The following is a 14,513-nucleotide window of genomic DNA, read 5'->3' as shown; positions in this document are numbered from 1 at the left end:
CGCTACCCCCTTACGCTTGCGTCGTTCGTGGCGTCACGGCGGCTTCCAACTTGCCGAGTAACCAGTCCACGACCAGGGCCAAGATGATGACCGGAATCGACCCGCCTAAGATCAGATCGGTCCGGTATAAGTTTAAACCGTTGAAGATGAAATCCCCAAGACCACCGGCACCAATGTAGGATGCCAGCGCGGCCCAGGCAATCACGTACGTCGCGGATAACCGGATCCCGGCCATGATCACCGGCGCGGCCATCGGAACTTCGACTTTAATGATTGACTGACCACTCGTCATGCCCATGCCCTTGGCCGCGTCGATCAGCGCCGGCTCGACGTCCTTCATCCCTAAGTAGGTGTTCCGTAAAATCGGTAACAAAGAATAGATAAACAGGGCAATAATTGCCGGCACGCTCCCGATCCCGAAGAACGGAATCATTAACGCTAATAGGGCCATCGCGGGAATCGTTTGTAACATACTAGCGATCGACATCACCACGTTGGCAACCGTGTCGTTTGCGCGGGTCAACAGGACCCCGATCGGCACTGCCACGATCACCCCGAGTAACAGGGCGATTGCTGAAATGTAGAGGTGTTGCCACGTTTTCAGCAGGAGCTGGGCCCCGTAAGTTTGTAAAAAACTCATCATTAGGCTTCACCGCCCTTGGCACTCGCGGAGTCGGCGTCCTCCCCGTGGTGAATGTTATTGGTCTCTTCGTCCGCTTCTTCATCACCCCAAAGGGCGTCGTACACGATATCAACCAGGGTCGCCCGGGTGACGATTCCGACTAAGCGGTGGTTGTCGTCGACGACCGGGATGTTTTTCAGTCCCCGTTTTAGGATTCGTTCCACGGTGTCGCGAATTAACGAACTGGACTGCACGTAGAACAAATCTTTTTTCATGATGTCGCTCACGCTGGTCGCGGAGTTAAAGTTGTAGTCCACGTCTTCAATGCCGATGACACCCTTTAAGATGCCGGCTTCGTCGGTAACTAATAGTGAATCGACCCGCTTATCGTGCATTAAGCGCAGCGCGTCGGTCAACGACTTGCCGGGCGTGGTGGCGATTGGGTCTTTTAACATCACTTGGCCAACGGTCGTAATACTTGGGCGGGCCTGGATCAAACGGTCCTTCCCAATCAAGTTCTCCACGAATTCGTTAGCCGGGTGCCGTAAGATACCGTCGGGTGTGTCCACCTGCATGATCTTCCCGCCATCCATGACAACGATCCGGGTCGAAAGCTTCAGCGCTTCGTCCATGTCGTGGGTCACGAACACGAAGGTCTTGCCTAAACGTTCTTGCAGATCCTTAACTAAGTCCTGTAGGGCTTCCCGGGTGATCGGGTCTAGGGCCCCAAACGGTTCGTCCATTAAAACTAAGTCCTGATCCGCGGCCAGTGCCCGAACCACCCCGATCCGTTGCTGCTGCCCACCGGACAGTTGCGACGGGTAACGGTCTAAGTAATCTTCGGGGAGTTCAACTAGTTTGATCATTTCTTTGGCCCGTTCGTTCATTTTTTCTTGGGGCCACTTTAGCAACCGGGGCACCAACGTAATATTGTCCCGAATGGTCATGTGCGGCATTAAACCGATGTTTTGAATCACGTAACCAATTTGGCGGCGTAACTTCACCGGATCCATTTTGCCAATATCTTCGCCATTTAACTTGATGGTGCCGGAAGTCTGACTTAACATCCGATTGATCATCCGCATGGTCGTCGTTTTACCCGAACCAGAGGTCCCGATGAAACAAACAAACTCACCCTTTTCGATTTCAAGATTAAAATCTTCAACGGCGACTTTGCCACCAGGATACGTCTTGTTCAAATGTTCCATTGTCAGAAACAACCTCATCACTCCAATCTTTTTTTCAGCTTATGCAGTTCACTTAATAAACTGTACCCTATCAAGCATAACGTATCTTAAAACAAAATTGCAAACAACACGCCACGTAAAATGCAGTTTTCTGGGCATTGGAACCGGAACCAATCCTATTAACATCACTAAAGAAGCAAAAAAAGAGTCTGAACCAAAGATTCAAACTCCTGAATGGTTATTCAGCTTTTTCTTCACCGGCCAGCCGTAATAATTCCTCGGCGTGTTCCAGTGATAATTTCGTGACCTTGGTGCCGGCCAGCATCCGTGCCAGTTCTTCCACGCGGGCGTGGGCGGTCAGCTTCGTCACGCTAGTCTTGGTGCGGTTACCGGTGATCTTTTTGGCGATGAAGTAGTGGTGGTCGCTCATCGCCGCCACCTGCGGCAAGTGGGTGATGCAGAGTACCTGGGAAAAGTGGGCGATGCCGCTGATCTTTTCGGCGATCGCCTGGGCGACCCGGCCGCTGACCCCGGTATCAACTTCGTCAAAGATAATGCTGGTAATACCCTGTGATTCGGAAAAAATCGTCTTTAAGGCCAGCATCATCCGCGACAGCTCCCCGCCGGACGCAATTTTCGCCAACGGCCGCATCTTTTCACCGGGGTTGGTTTGAATGTAAAACTCAACGCTGTCCAACCCGCTGCGAAAAAGCTGGCCGTTCGTCGGTTTAAAGCGGACTTCAAAAACCGCCTTATCCATGTACAGATCCTTTAATTCTTGGTGAATCTGCCGCTGCAACGACTTAGCCGCGGCCCGGCGCTTATCGGACAGGGCTTCCCCCGTTTTTTGGAGCGCCGCTTTTTGTTCGGCCACCCGTTGCGATAAGCCCTCGCTGTTTTCCTCGGAGTCGGTCATTTTGGCCAGTTCCGCGGAGATCTTCTTATAATAATCCAAAATTTGTTGCTCGGAGTCGCCGTACTTGCGTTTTAACTGACTAAGCACCTCTAAGCGCTGTTCAATTTCGTCGAGCCGCCCTTCGTCAAACTCCTGCAAGTCTAACTGGTTTGAAATTTGCCCGGCAGCGTCCTGTAAGCCGTAAAAGGCGTTTTTAACGTTCATCGTGATCTCGTTAAACGCCGGGTCCAAGTTGGCAATCGGTTCTAACGCGTTCATGGCCGTACCAACCATGTCGACCGCGCCCTGAGTCTCCTCACCGGCGGCCAACAGGGTGTAACTCTGCTGCAAGGCCTGGTTGATCGTCTGGTAATTATCCAGCCGGTCGCGTTCGGCCGTTAAGTCGGCTTCTTCGCCCACTTTGACCTGGGCCGCCGAAATTTCTTCCACTTGGAAATTCAGCATGTCTAACCGCTGGGCCCATTCCTTCTCGTTGGCGTTTTTTTGCCGGAGTTCCTGGTTAAGCTGCTGGTACGCGTGGTACTGCTGCGAATACTGACTCTTTAGTTTCCGGATCTTCGGTGCCGCGAACTCGTCTAATAAACCGAGGTGTTTGTCCGGTTGCATCAGTTCCTGGTGTTCATTTTGACCGTGAATGTCGACGATCGTCTCACCGATTCGTTTTAAGGTTGTCGTATTGACTAACATTCCGTTAATCCGGCAGGTGTTGCGGCCGCTCTTGGCAATCTCCCGCTGCAAGATCACCGTGTTATCGGCGTGGTCGATGCCGGCTTCGTCCAGCATCTTCGCCGTCACCCCGTCGGCGGGTAAAATAAACATCCCCTGCAGCACCGCTTTATCGGCCCCGGTCCGGATGAATTCCTGCGACCCGCGGCCACCGGCTAAGAGGCCGACCGCATCAATAATGATCGATTTCCCGGCCCCGGTTTCCCCGGTCAACACCGTCATCCCGTTTTCAAACGCAATGTCCAAGTGTTCAATAATGGCAAAATTTGTAATTGATAATTCCTGTAACACACCGATTCCTCCCAAAACCCAATTGGGCACTGCCCAGTCGGCGATTCACGCGGCCGCCGTTCGTCTGGCGGTCTAAAAAAAGCGACCTGACACGAACGTGAACAGGTCGATCAATAACTAAACTTAGTTATCGCTTAAGAGACGTTGAATTTTTTGCTGTAAGTCTAAGGTCAGGGCCAGGGACTTACAAATGATCAAAACGGTGGCGTCGTCACCGATCGTTCCGAACACCTCATCGTAGTGCATCGCTTCAATCAAACTCGCTAACGCCGGACCGTTACCGGGCAACACCTTCACGAGCACGAACTTATCCTGCGTTGCGTAGGAGACGTACGCGTCCTTGAGCGTGCGCTTGAGCTTTTTTTCCGTATCCATTTGTTTTTGGACTGGCATACTGTAATGGTAGCCACCCGTTGCCGAGGGAACCTTGACCAGTTGCATGTCCTTAATATCCCTTGAAATGGTGGCCTGGGTCACCTCAATATTTTCGGCACGTAATAAACTGACAAAGTCTTCTTGTCGTTCAATTTCGTTTGAACTTAATAATCGTTTAATGTAGCGCTGGCGCTCTTGCTTTTTCACCCGATCACCCCCGGCGTCTTATTCATATCTATTTAAACACATCATAAGCCATTTTGCATAAATATGAAAGACTGGATTTAAAATCCACTACTTATTCAGTTGGTCGTACGCGGCTTGTTGAGTTTGTTCGATTGATACACTTGGCGCCACGGCCGCCTGCTGGTCAGTAGCTTGTAAATGCACGAGAAATTCGATATTGCCCTCGCCACCCTTGATTGGTGAATAATCCAACCCGAGCACGTTGTAGCCGGCACTGACCGCAAAATCCACGATATCGTTCAAAACGGCGGTATGCACGGCCGGGTCCCGCACGATCCCGTGCTTGCCGACGTTTTCCCGCCCAGCTTCAAACTGCGGCTTGATCAGCGCGACGACCTCACCACCGTTTTCGATGATGGCGTGCAGTGGTGGCAAAATTAAGTGCAGTGAAATAAACGAAACGTCGATCGAAGCAAAGCTCGGCTGACCGTCCTTAAAATCAGCCAGCTTACTGTACCGGAAGTTAGTGTGTTCCATGACGACGACGCGCGGATCTTGGCGGAGCTTCCAAACAAGCTGGTTACTCCCCACGTCCAGCGCGTAGCTGAGCTTCGCGCCGTTTTGCAACATCACGTCGGTAAAGCCCCCGGTCGACGACCCAATGTCCAACACCGTTTTGTCACGCACGTCGATGTTAAAACTGTGCAGGGCCTTCTCTAACTTTAAGCCCCCGCGGGAAACGTAGGGCATGGGTTTACCCTTCAAGTGGAGCTCGGTGGTCACCGGGACCTTCATGCCGGGTTTATCGAGGCGTTCTTCGTTAGCCCCTAAAATCTCACCGGCCATGACGGCCCGCTTGGCTTTTTCACGGGTATCAAATAACCCCTGTTGTACTAATAATACGTCAATGCGTTCTTTTTCCATCTAAATTAATTCCTTTAATTTGTGAAGTACGTTAAAAATGAAGCTAACAGGTCAAAATTCCGTTGACTCAGGGCGCTGGCTTCCCGTAACGCCGTTTGCGCTGCGGTAACCGCCGTGGTCAACGCGGCCCGCGCGCCGTCTAGCCCTAATAATTCCGGGTAGGTATTTTTCTGTTCACCGGCATCCTTGTGAGTCGCCTTACCGAGTTGTTCCGGCGTACTGGTGACGTCTAAGATGTCGTCGTAAATTTGAAAAGCCAGTCCAAAGGCGTCCGCAAATTTCAATAACGCCGCGGCAACCGGTGCCGGTACCGGTGCCTGGATGGTCCCGGCCTGCACGGCGTAGTGGATCAGCGCCCCGGTCTTTTCGCGGTGCAACTGCTGCAGCGCCGGCAGATCCAGCTGATGGCCGGTATTTTTAACGTCGGCGACCTGGCCCGCGACCATTCCGGTGGGACCGGTCGCTTGGGCTAACGCTAACGTCTGCTGGGCAATCACGGACGGCGCGAGGCCGCTGTCCGCGATCCACTGAAAACTCAGCGGCTGCAAGGCGTCCCCGGCTAAAATCGCCACGTCCTCACCGAACTTTACGTGGCTGGTCGGTTCCCCCCGGCGCAACTGGTCGTTGTCCATGGCGGGCAGGTCGTCGTGGATCAGCGAATAAGTATGCATCAGTTCAACCGCCACGCTCGCCCGTAAATGGGCCGCCGTCACCGGTTGGTCAAAGGTCGTTAAGACGGCCAGCGTCAGCAGCGGTCGCAGGCGCTTGCCGCCCGCCAGCACCGAATAACGGATGGCAGCGGTTAAAATGTCGCGGTCGCTGCAATCCCGCAAGTTTTCGTCTAAGTAGGTGTTGATCCGCGGCACCCACCGCGCCTCAAAAGCGGCTAGCAGCTGACTATTCATGTTGGTCATCTTGGTTAGCCTGTTCAAACGGAACTTCGTTGCCGCTTGCGTCCATCATCTTAGTCAGCGTTTTTTCGGCGCCTTCCAGGGTGCTTTGTAACTGTTTACTCAAAGCAACGCCCTTTTGAAACTGGTCGAGAGCCTGTTCCAACGGCACGTCGCCCTGTTCTAGTTGGTTAACGATCGTTTCTAACTGGTTCAAATTTTGTTCAAATGTTGGTTGTTCAGCCATTTTGTTTTCCTCCATCGGTACTCGTGATTTGGGCTTGGGCCGTCCCGTCCGCAAAGTGAATCGCCACCGCTTGCTCCGGTTGGACCTGCTTCACGGTATGGACGACCTGCTTGTCGGCCGTGACGAACGCGTACCCGCGACCCATGATCTTTAACGGACTTAATAGGTCCAACGACTGCACGGTCTGCGCCAGCCGCTGCTGCTTGCGTTGCATCACGAGCTGGGTACTGCGTTCTAACCGCTGGGCCAGGTTAGTTACCTGCGTTTGCGCCTGGTTGACCTGGTGAATCGGCGTGCGTTGGGCTAACCGCTGGGCTAAGCGCTGGTACTGCTGTTCCGCCTGGTTCACGTTAGTTTGACCGGCCTGCTTTAAGCGTTCGCTTAAAAAGTCTAGCTTTTGTAAGTAGCCTTCGTACAACCGGTTCGGCTGGGTAAAAACGTACGACGTACTTAACTTGTTTAAGCGTTGCCGGTCACGCTGAACCAGGTTTTGAAAGGCGTTCAGTACCCGCGTCTGGTCCTGCTTTAATTGTAACAGAACGTCGTTAAAGACCGGTACCGCTAATTCGGCCGCGGCGGTCGGCGTGGCGGCCCGCACGTCGGCGACCAGGTCGGCGATCGTCGTGTCGGTTTCGTGCCCGACCGAGGAAATCACCGGCAATTGGCTCGCCGCGATCGCCCGGGCGACCACTTCTTCGTTAAACGGCCACAGGTCTTCGATCGAACCACCCCCGCGCCCGATGATCAGGGTGTCAAAGTTACCGGTCGCGTTGGCCCGTTCAATTTGGCGGGCAATTTCGGGCGCCGCCGCGTCACCTTGGACCTGCGCCGGAAACAAGACGATCTGGGCGATCGGGTAGCGCCGGCGGGCCGTCGTAATGATGTCACGGATCACGGCCCCGCTGCGACTCGTCACCACCGCGATGCGTTTAGGAAAACGCGCAAGCGGCTTTTTGGGCGCATTAAATAAGCCCTCAGCCGCTAACTTTTTCTTTAATTGTTCGTAGGCTTGGTACAACGCGCCCACGCCGTCCGGTTCCATGCGTTCCACGTAGATCTGATAACTGCCGCTCGGCTCGTATAAACCGATGCGACCGACTACCAGCACCTTCATCCCCTCTTCGGGACGGAATTTCACCTTGGCAAAGGCCGACTTGAACATGATCGCCGAAATTTTGGCGTGGTCGTCCTTTAAGCTAAAGTACTGGTGGGTGTTCGGGCGCGGCCGGTAGTTAGAAATTTCACCAGTCAAGTATACCTTGCCCAAATACGGGTCGACTTCAAATTTACGTTTTAAATACTGAGTTAATGCGGAAACTGTCAAATATTGTTGACTGTCACTCACTTACGATCACTCCATTTTGCAAGTTCAACCGTGGTTTGCATCAGGGTGGCGATGGTCATCGGGCCAACCCCACCCGGTACGGGGGTAATTAAACCGGCCACGCCCTGGGCCGACTCAAAGTCCACGTCCCCGGTCAACTTACCGCTTTCGTCCCGGTCCATGCCGACGTCGATCACGGTCGCGCCCGGTTTGATATCCTCACCGTTGATCAGGTGGGTGATCCCGGTCGCCACCACTAAAATGTCCGCCGTTTTGGCGACGTCCTTTAAATGGTGGGTGCGACTGTGGGCGACCGTCACGGTGGCGTTGGCGTTGGTTAGTAACGCCGCCATCGGCTTACCCACGATCGTACTACGCCCAATCACGACCGCCGTTTTACCGGCGGGATTGACCCCGTACGCCTTTAACATGGTCATAATACCGCGGGGCGTGTTAGCGACCGGGTAATTCCCCGGAAAGTTCGTCACTAACTTACCGACGTTAGCCGGATGGAAACCGTCCACGTCCTTGTGCGGGTCAATTGCCATCGTAATCAGCGGTTCATTGATTTGTTTCGGCAGTGGCGACTGGACCAAAATCCCGTGAATGCTGTCATCGGCGTTATATTCCGCGATAACGGCCAGTAATTCTTCCTGGGTGGTGGTTGCCGGCAATTGCCGAACAATCGAATGCATCCCTAACTTGGTTGCCTTGCGATTTTTGTTACGTACATAAATCTTGCTTGCGGGGTCTTCCCCCACAATGATCACTGCAATTCCGGGCTGAACGCCTTGGGCGACTAATGCTGCAACTTGCTTTGCGGTTGCTTCGTTCACCTGTTTGGCGACCGCCTTACCATCAATAATCTTCGTCACGCGTGCCACGCTCCCTCTTTTTGTCTGGTTTCATTTTAGCATAGTCCCGAGCCAAAAAAGTAGGAAGTAGAATGATAAGTTATTAAAAAAAGTCTGGCAAAGTGCCAGACTTTTCGGGTTGAACATATAATTGTTCGGTTTTAGACTAAAGCGCTTGGTTGGTAACGGCCTTACCCAGGACCCCACTCACGAATTTCCGTGAACGATCATCGCTGAACGCCTTGGTTAATTCGATTGCTTCGTTGACCGCCACTTTATCCGGCACGTCGTCGACGAACTTTAATTCGAAGAACGCGATGCGCAAAATGATTAAATCGGTCTTAGCCAACCGGTCTAACGACCACGTTTGGCTAAGGTACGGTTGAATCTGGGCGTCTAATTCCGCTTGATGTTCACGAACACCAGTTACCAGCGTACTGAGATAGGCCGGAATTTCCATTTCAGCGGTCTCGTCCGGGTTGAGTAACTGTTGGAAAAGCTGATTTTCATCAGCGTCCGGGTTAGCGTTCAAGGCAAATAGCGCTTGAAACGCCTTTTCCCGGATTTCATGACGCGTTAAACTCAAGATTCTTCACCATCTTCATTTTGATCAGTTTCGGGGTCTTCATCACCAAAAAGATTGTTCGGGTCAATGGCGCTCTCCGTCTTTTCAGTAACGATCCCGGTAATGTGCACGTTAACTTCGCTTAAGGCCAAGTCCGTCATGAACAGGATCTGTTGTTTGACCTTATCCTGGATGGCTAACGCGACTTTTGGTACGGACACCCCGTAGTTTAAGTAGGCGTAGACGTCCACGCTGATTTGGTCGTCAACGATCGTCAACTTGACACCCTTACCGAGACTCTTCTTACGACCGAACAACTCATTTACACTGGAAGAAATCGTTCCCTGCATCCGGTTAACGCCATCAATCTGACTTACCGCGATACCAACGATGATTTCAAGCACTTCTGGTGCAATTTGAATTTGTCCTAAGCTGGGTTCTTTACTTTGTAACGTAATGTTGCTACTGTCAGCCATTTTGACATTCCTCCAATTCCATGTTTGCCGGTTCTAGTTCGTTGAATTAAGCCCGTGAAACGTAGGTGCTGTCAACGGTGTTAACAATCAGCTTGTCGCCAGCCTTAACGAAGAATGGCACTTGAATGATCGCACCGGTTTCCAAAGTAGCGGGCTTGGAACCACCGGAAGCGGTGTCGCCCTTAATACCCGGTTCCGTTTCCTTAACTTCCAAGGTCACGGTGTTTGGTAAGTCGATGCCTAACACTTCGTTGTTGTACATGGTTACGGAAACTTCCATGTTTTCCTTCAAGAACTTCAATTCGTTTTGAATTTGTTCGCCAGGAATTTCAATTTGTTCGTAGGTATCGGTGTTCATGAAGACGTAGTTGCCACCATCTTCGTAAAGGTACTGCATCGTACTCTTGTCGATTGGGGCTTGTTCCATCCGCGCACCGGCACGGAAAGTCTTATCTTGAACGGCACCGGTCCGTAAGTTCTTAAGCTTTGAACGAACAAACGCGCCACCCTTACCAGGCTTAACGTGCTGGAATTCCACGATGCGCCAAATTGCGTTGTCTACTTCAATGGTTAAACCATTTTTAAAATCTGCAGTTGAAATCATATTATAAGTCCTCCTAGAAGATATCTTTATTACTATAACAAGACGGAGCCGTCCTGACAACTGTCTTAACTATAAAATAAGTAATTCACGGGTTGCTTTAGTTAAGCGTTCGTGCCCGTCGTTCGTGACCAACACGTCGTCTTCAATTCGCATGCCACCCAGACCTGGGAAATAAACGCCGGGTTCCACGGTGACCACGCTGTTGGCCACTAACTGATTGTTCGTGTTTTTAGAAATTAACGGCCCTTCGTGAATGGCCAGGCCGATGCCGTGACCCATCCCGTGGTTAAAGGCTTCGCCGTAACCCGCTTGCGTCAAGAAGTCCCGGCCAACGGCGTCAAGTTCGGCACTGTTCGCCCCCGCTTGGACGTGGTCGACCACCATTTGTTGCGCGGTCTGCACCGCCGCGTAGGCCGTCTTAAGCTTAGCGTCCGGTTCACCGAGCGCGAAGGTCCGGGTCATGTCAGAAGTGTACTCGTTTAAAAAGTAGCCGAAATCTAACGTCACCATTTGGCCAGCTTCCAGTAACGCGGTTGACGCCGTTCCGTGGGGCAAGGCCGCCCGGGCGCCACCAACCACGATGGTGGTAAACGACGGGTTGCTGGCACCGTGACTGCGCATAAAGGCGTCTAACAAGTTGCTGACGTCAATTTCACGCATTCCCGGCCGGACAATGCTAGTTACGTAAGCAAAGCCGGCGTCGGCCAGTTTAGCGGACGCCCGCAGCTTGGCGATTTCGTCCGCTTCCTTGGTGATCCGTAACGTATCAACGACGGCTGGTAACGCCACTAAGTCACTAACTAGGTTTTCATCCAAGTAGCTGTACGCGGCGTACGGCAAATCGTCTTCAAAGCCCATCACGCCGGTTTGGTGCTTGGCAATCAACGCACACACGGCACCCAGGTAGTCCCGGGTAATTACCAAGTGCTGCTGATCGTACTGGTTGGCAAACGCCGTTTGATAACGGGCATCCGTAATCAAATAGACGTCGTCGCTTAAAACTAGTAAGTAGCCGTCACCGGCCATATCCGCCATTCCCGTTAAGTAGTGTAAATTAGCTTCGCTCGAAACTAGGAACGCGTCAATTTTTAGCCCCTCAAAGGTTTGTTGTAACCGTTCAATTCGACTCGACATTAAGTCACTCCCATTCATACTACGTGCTCTATTATACCAAACTATATCAAAATTGATGAAATTCAGTTATAACTCACGTCAATACGCGTGGAAATTAACGCTGGCAGAAACGAGTCAAAGACTAAGGCACGTTCTAACCGGATTGCCGAAACGTGTTTGGGTCAGACTGCGTCCTGCGGTTAGCTACGTCACCAGTACCATGCACAAACCGCACGTCCTTATTCTAATTGCCGAAACGTGTTCGGGTTAAGCTGGTCGCTCCGCTTGCTACGCTAGTCATACAATGCAAAAACAGTACGCGCCCCTACCTTGATTGCCGAAATGTGTTCGGGCCGAGCTGCCTTCTGCGCTTGCTACGCTATCAGTACCATGCACAAACCGCATAGCACTGATAGCTAGGCAATGCTCAAAGCCACCCGCTCGGACCTCACACTCTCGAAAAAAAAGAGCCCCCTCAGAGGCTCTTCTCATACTCTTTATTATTCTGCTGGGTAAACAGAGACTTGGCGCTTGTCGCGACCTTTACGTTCAAAACGAACGACACCGTCTGCCATGGCAAATAACGTATCGTCACCACCGCGACCAACGTTTACACCTGGGTAAATGTGAGTTCCGCGTTGACGATAAAGAATGTTCCCATTCTTAACCGTTTGGCCGTCAGCCCGCTTGGCACCTAAACGCCGACCAGCTGAATCACGACCGTTGGCAGTTGAACCGCCACCTTTATGGTGACTGAAGAATTGCAAGTTCATTAACATAGTAAAGTCCACCTCCGAATGTGGTTATCGTGTTTGTTCACGAACCTGGATGTAATCTCCGTAGTTCGTGGCAACATCGTTTAATCCGAGCGTGAAACTTTCGAGTAACGTTTGTAATTGTTGATTTTCTAAGTCCAGCTTAGAAAAATCCGCAATTAGTAAGCCCCCGTTCGTTTCATCACTCTGAACCGCGGGCTTTAAGTGGGCAACTTGTTCGATCCCGTTGACCGTACTGATTGCTAACACCGAAACCGCCGCACACACGATGTCTTGTCCATAAGCACCTGAATCAGCATGTCCCGTTAATTTAAAAGCGGTCACCCGACCGTTGTGATTACGAGAAATGGTTGCCTGAATCATGAGAATGCCTACTTTCTTAATTATGCATTAATTGTGTCGATCGTTACCTTAGTATATGGTTGGCGATGACCCTTCTTAGTATGTTGGCCCTTCTTGGCCTTGTACTTGAAAGTAACCACTTTACGGTCACGGCCTTGTTTTTCAACAGTACCTTCAACCGTCGCACCATCAACAGTAGGGGTACCAATCTTGGTTGTGTCGCCGCCGACAAAGACTACTTGATCAAAAGTAACCTTGTCACCAGCTGCAGCATCAAGTTTTTCAACGTAGATAGCTTGACCTGCTTCAACTTTATATTGTTTACCACCAGTTACAATAATTGCGTACACGTTTGTGCACCTCCTTAAATTATGAATCACTTAGACTCGCCGAATTAAGCGTCAGAAACTGAACTTAATACTCAACTCGTGCGGTTGTAGCTGTAGAAGTCCACAAATACAACAGGAAAATGTTATCAAATTTTTTCATAATAGTCAAGTCAGATTTTCACTGAATGAAAAAATCGGTGAAACTAATGTTGCGAACCGTCATTAAGTGGTGCATCTTTTTAATACACTTGGTGAGGTAGCGCGGCGTATAGATCATGTCGTTGGCTAACCAGTCGGTGATCAGTCCGACCGTGGCTGAGACGTAGTACGCAATCTGAATGCTAACGGGAACTTCCAGGTCCGCAAACTGGTCCTCAAAATCGTGGTAAAACTGATTCATCCACTTGGTTAACTGCTGATTGATCCGCCGGTTAACGGCTAACTGCCGCTGATCCAGCAACAACGTCTTGAACGCCTCGGCGTGCTGGTCAATGTACCCCAACGCCCGGGATAAGGAGAGCACCCGTACCCGGCGCAACGGGTCGGCCGGGTTGGTGATCACGTCCCCAATTCCCACCGTGACAATGGCTTGCTCAAACAATTCCGTCACTAGGTCTTCTAGGGCCTGATCCACGAACGCCGGTTTATCTTTATAATGAAGGTAAAAGGTCCCCCGGGTCACCGCCGCGGTACTAGTCAGCTGCTGAACGGAAATGTTTTCAACCGTTTCGGTTTGTAATAATGTAATTAATGCTTGGCGTAAACGCCGGCGCGTCTTATCCACGCGCGGGTCAACATCGTGACTCATGATAACTTCCCTACTTTCTAGAAGTAATATAGCATTTTTTATAAAAAGTGTCTAACAGTTTGTGTAAGCCGGACAGTTTACGTTAGAGCGTCTAATAACGGGGCTTAATCGTTCGAAATGGTGAATTAATTAAGGTAGACACCGTTCATTTAATCGTTGAATGGTGTTAACTCCACGCTAGGCCAATCCTGCTCCCGTCATTAATAATTAAATTTTAGTTGCCATTTTGCCCAATCCGGTAATTTATGGGGTTAAATGACGTTAATCGTTAAATAGTCGCTCCAAATCGTTAAATAGGCACCCCGCCGCCGCGTGACACGATCGTCCCCAGCTATTGCGCCGGTGACAACCAAATTGGCCGTTCTAAGATGCCAAATTGATGCTAAGCTAACCGCCGTCAATAAGCGCCGCGCACCTTTCACACTCTGTAAAGGATATTGCCTTGACAACTTCTCAAAAGATTGGTTATAATAGAAATGCAATTTTTTCAGGGAAAGGCAGCTTTTCCGTTAAATTCGGTTGCAATTTACGCTATACTTGTTTTAGTATAGTCGTTATTGGACTAATCAAAGGAGGGACATACTCTTATGACTGTTGTTGCAAAACCATATAACACTTGGGCTGCTCGTCGGCCAGTTGCCGGTAAGCAAAAGCGCATTCGTCGCGAAAAGCAAACCGCTGCGATCCAACGTTGGGCCGCTGGTAAGACTGAAACCATCGAACACACACCAAAAATCAAGTAATTAAAAAAGAACTGATCTTTAATTGATCAGTTCTTTTTTAATGGTTTGATTGTATGTGCACACGTGTGCGAATGGTCAAAGTTTCCCGTTGGCCTAGCGGTTATTACGGGAAGCAGTGAAATGTTTGCTCGTCGCATTCTCCTTGGCAACAAAGTTTGAATAGTACTGAACGCCACCCGCGATGGCTAAAATACCGATAATTGCGAATACTGGAC

The 14,513-nt window shown here is 50.9% G+C and carries 18 protein-coding genes and 1 other annotated feature; of the genes, 1 reads left to right on the top strand and 17 read right to left on the bottom strand.

The genetic code is table 11. The features are described 5' to 3' along the window. Positions 1-10: 10 nt before the first annotated feature. The 17 genes from D1831_RS04255 to D1831_RS04175 all read right to left on the bottom strand — a co-directional run bounded on the left by D1831_RS04255 (position 11) and on the right by D1831_RS04175 (position 13,555). Entirely contained in the window at positions 11-643 is a 633-nt protein-coding gene (locus D1831_RS04255) for an ABC transporter permease (RefSeq protein ID WP_125071687.1), read from the bottom strand. Then, positions 643-1,830: a betaine/proline/choline family ABC transporter ATP-binding protein gene (locus D1831_RS04250; protein WP_179950287.1), complete on the bottom strand. Its 1,188-nt coding sequence runs from the start codon at positions 1,828-1,830 to the stop codon at positions 643-645. The genes D1831_RS04255 and D1831_RS04250 overlap by 1 nt, the downstream gene beginning before the upstream one ends. A gap of 217 nt (positions 1,831-2,047) precedes the next feature. Continuing rightward, complete coding sequence (gene recN, locus D1831_RS04245; RefSeq protein ID WP_125071685.1) at positions 2,048-3,742, bottom strand: DNA repair protein RecN; 1,695 nt, start codon at positions 3,740-3,742, stop codon at positions 2,048-2,050. Between the two features lie 123 nt (positions 3,743-3,865). After that, the gene (locus D1831_RS04240; RefSeq protein WP_125071684.1) at positions 3,866-4,324 is read right to left on the bottom strand and encodes an arginine repressor; all 459 of its coding nucleotides are present in this window, start codon (positions 4,322-4,324) and stop codon (positions 3,866-3,868) included. Positions 4,325-4,411: 87 nt separating this feature from the next. Beyond that, positions 4,412-5,227: a TlyA family RNA methyltransferase gene (locus tag D1831_RS04235; RefSeq protein WP_125071683.1), complete on the bottom strand. Its 816-nt coding sequence runs from the start codon at positions 5,225-5,227 to the stop codon at positions 4,412-4,414. 14 nt (positions 5,228-5,241) lie between these two features. Then, entirely contained in the window at positions 5,242-6,132 is an 891-nt protein-coding gene (locus tag D1831_RS04230; RefSeq protein ID WP_125071737.1) for a polyprenyl synthetase family protein, read from the bottom strand. After that, entirely contained in the window at positions 6,125-6,364 is a 240-nt protein-coding gene (locus D1831_RS04225; RefSeq protein WP_125071682.1) for an exodeoxyribonuclease VII small subunit, read from the bottom strand. Before D1831_RS04225 ends, D1831_RS04230 begins: the two co-directional genes overlap by 8 nt. After that, positions 6,357-7,709 (bottom strand): exodeoxyribonuclease VII large subunit, encoded by a 1,353-nt coding sequence (gene xseA / locus D1831_RS04220; RefSeq protein ID WP_125071681.1) that lies wholly within the window; start codon positions 7,707-7,709, stop codon positions 6,357-6,359. The genes D1831_RS04225 and xseA overlap by 8 nt, the downstream gene beginning before the upstream one ends. After that, positions 7,706-8,563, bottom strand: a complete 858-nt coding sequence (locus D1831_RS04215) for a bifunctional 5,10-methylenetetrahydrofolate dehydrogenase/5,10-methenyltetrahydrofolate cyclohydrolase (RefSeq protein WP_125071680.1) — start codon at positions 8,561-8,563, stop codon at positions 7,706-7,708. Before D1831_RS04215 ends, xseA begins: the two co-directional genes overlap by 4 nt. Positions 8,564-8,708: 145 nt before the next feature. Further along, positions 8,709-9,128 carry a transcription antitermination factor NusB gene (nusB, locus tag D1831_RS04210; protein ID WP_125071679.1) on the bottom strand — a complete coding sequence of 140 codons (420 nt, stop codon included), beginning with the start codon at positions 9,126-9,128 and terminating at the stop codon, positions 8,709-8,711. After that, positions 9,125-9,583: an Asp23/Gls24 family envelope stress response protein gene (locus D1831_RS04205; RefSeq protein WP_125071678.1), complete on the bottom strand. Its 459-nt coding sequence runs from the start codon at positions 9,581-9,583 to the stop codon at positions 9,125-9,127. Before D1831_RS04205 ends, nusB begins: the two co-directional genes overlap by 4 nt. A 46-nt stretch (positions 9,584-9,629) precedes the next feature. Then, a complete protein-coding gene (efp, locus tag D1831_RS04200; RefSeq protein WP_125071677.1) occupies positions 9,630-10,187 on the bottom strand; it encodes an elongation factor P in 558 nt (185 codons plus the stop codon). A gap of 69 nt (positions 10,188-10,256) precedes the next feature. Beyond that, positions 10,257-11,321 (bottom strand): M24 family metallopeptidase, encoded by a 1,065-nt coding sequence (locus tag D1831_RS04195; protein WP_125071676.1) that lies wholly within the window; start codon positions 11,319-11,321, stop codon positions 10,257-10,259. 479 nt (positions 11,322-11,800) lie between these two features. Further along, positions 11,801-12,079 carry a 50S ribosomal protein L27 gene (rpmA, locus tag D1831_RS04190; RefSeq protein ID WP_057707011.1) on the bottom strand — a complete coding sequence of 93 codons (279 nt, stop codon included), beginning with the start codon at positions 12,077-12,079 and terminating at the stop codon, positions 11,801-11,803. A gap of 24 nt (positions 12,080-12,103) precedes the next feature. Beyond that, a complete protein-coding gene (locus D1831_RS04185) occupies positions 12,104-12,439 on the bottom strand; it encodes a ribosomal-processing cysteine protease Prp (RefSeq protein WP_125071675.1) in 336 nt (111 codons plus the stop codon). A gap of 20 nt (positions 12,440-12,459) precedes the next feature. Continuing rightward, positions 12,460-12,768, bottom strand: a complete 309-nt coding sequence (rplU, locus tag D1831_RS04180) for a 50S ribosomal protein L21 (protein ID WP_057707009.1) — start codon at positions 12,766-12,768, stop codon at positions 12,460-12,462. 22 nt (positions 12,769-12,790) lie between these two features. Further along, positions 12,791-12,864 (bottom strand) — a sequence feature (ribosomal protein L21 leader region). A 61-nt stretch (positions 12,865-12,925) separates the two neighbouring features. Continuing rightward, complete coding sequence (locus D1831_RS04175; RefSeq protein ID WP_125071674.1) at positions 12,926-13,555, bottom strand: TetR/AcrR family transcriptional regulator; 630 nt, start codon at positions 13,553-13,555, stop codon at positions 12,926-12,928. A gap of 587 nt (positions 13,556-14,142) precedes the next feature. On the opposite strand from D1831_RS04175, the gene D1831_RS04170 reads away from it, so the two are divergent. Beyond that, positions 14,143-14,298, top strand: a complete 156-nt coding sequence (locus D1831_RS04170) for a hypothetical protein (RefSeq protein ID WP_125071673.1) — start codon at positions 14,143-14,145, stop codon at positions 14,296-14,298. Positions 14,299-14,513: the final 215 nt, after the last annotated feature.

Source organism: Lactiplantibacillus garii (assembly GCF_003885105.1).
Taxonomy (GTDB): Bacteria; Bacillota; Bacilli; order Lactobacillales; family Lactobacillaceae; genus Lactiplantibacillus; species Lactiplantibacillus garii.
Note: the sequence above shows the minus strand (reverse complement) of the source record. Positions and strands in the feature narration are given on the sequence as shown.

Coding starts and splice junctions, on each gene's coding strand:
- D1831_RS04195 (WP_125071676.1), bottom strand. CDS start 11,321: ATGTCGAGTCGAATTGAACGGTTACAACAAACCTTTGAGGGGCTAAAA.
- D1831_RS04170 (WP_125071673.1), top strand. CDS start 14,143: ATGACTGTTGTTGCAAAACCATATAACACTTGGGCTGCTCGTCGGCCA.
- D1831_RS04250 (WP_179950287.1), bottom strand. CDS start 1,830: ATGGAACATTTGAACAAGACGTATCCTGGTGGCAAAGTCGCCGTTGAA.
- D1831_RS04185 (WP_125071675.1), bottom strand. CDS start 12,439: ATGATTCAGGCAACCATTTCTCGTAATCACAACGGTCGGGTGACCGCT.
- D1831_RS04225 (WP_125071682.1), bottom strand. CDS start 6,364: ATGGCTGAACAACCAACATTTGAACAAAATTTGAACCAGTTAGAAACG.
- rpmA (WP_057707011.1), bottom strand. CDS start 12,079: ATGTTAATGAACTTGCAATTCTTCAGTCACCATAAAGGTGGCGGTTCA.
- D1831_RS04175 (WP_125071674.1), bottom strand. CDS start 13,555: ATGAGTCACGATGTTGACCCGCGCGTGGATAAGACGCGCCGGCGTTTA.
- D1831_RS04235 (WP_125071683.1), bottom strand. CDS start 5,227: ATGGAAAAAGAACGCATTGACGTATTATTAGTACAACAGGGGTTATTT.
- efp (WP_125071677.1), bottom strand. CDS start 10,187: ATGATTTCAACTGCAGATTTTAAAAATGGTTTAACCATTGAAGTAGAC.
- D1831_RS04205 (WP_125071678.1), bottom strand. CDS start 9,583: ATGGCTGACAGTAGCAACATTACGTTACAAAGTAAAGAACCCAGCTTA.
- D1831_RS04255 (WP_125071687.1), bottom strand. CDS start 643: ATGATGAGTTTTTTACAAACTTACGGGGCCCAGCTCCTGCTGAAAACG.
- D1831_RS04230 (WP_125071737.1), bottom strand. CDS start 6,132: ATGAATAGTCAGCTGCTAGCCGCTTTTGAGGCGCGGTGGGTGCCGCGG.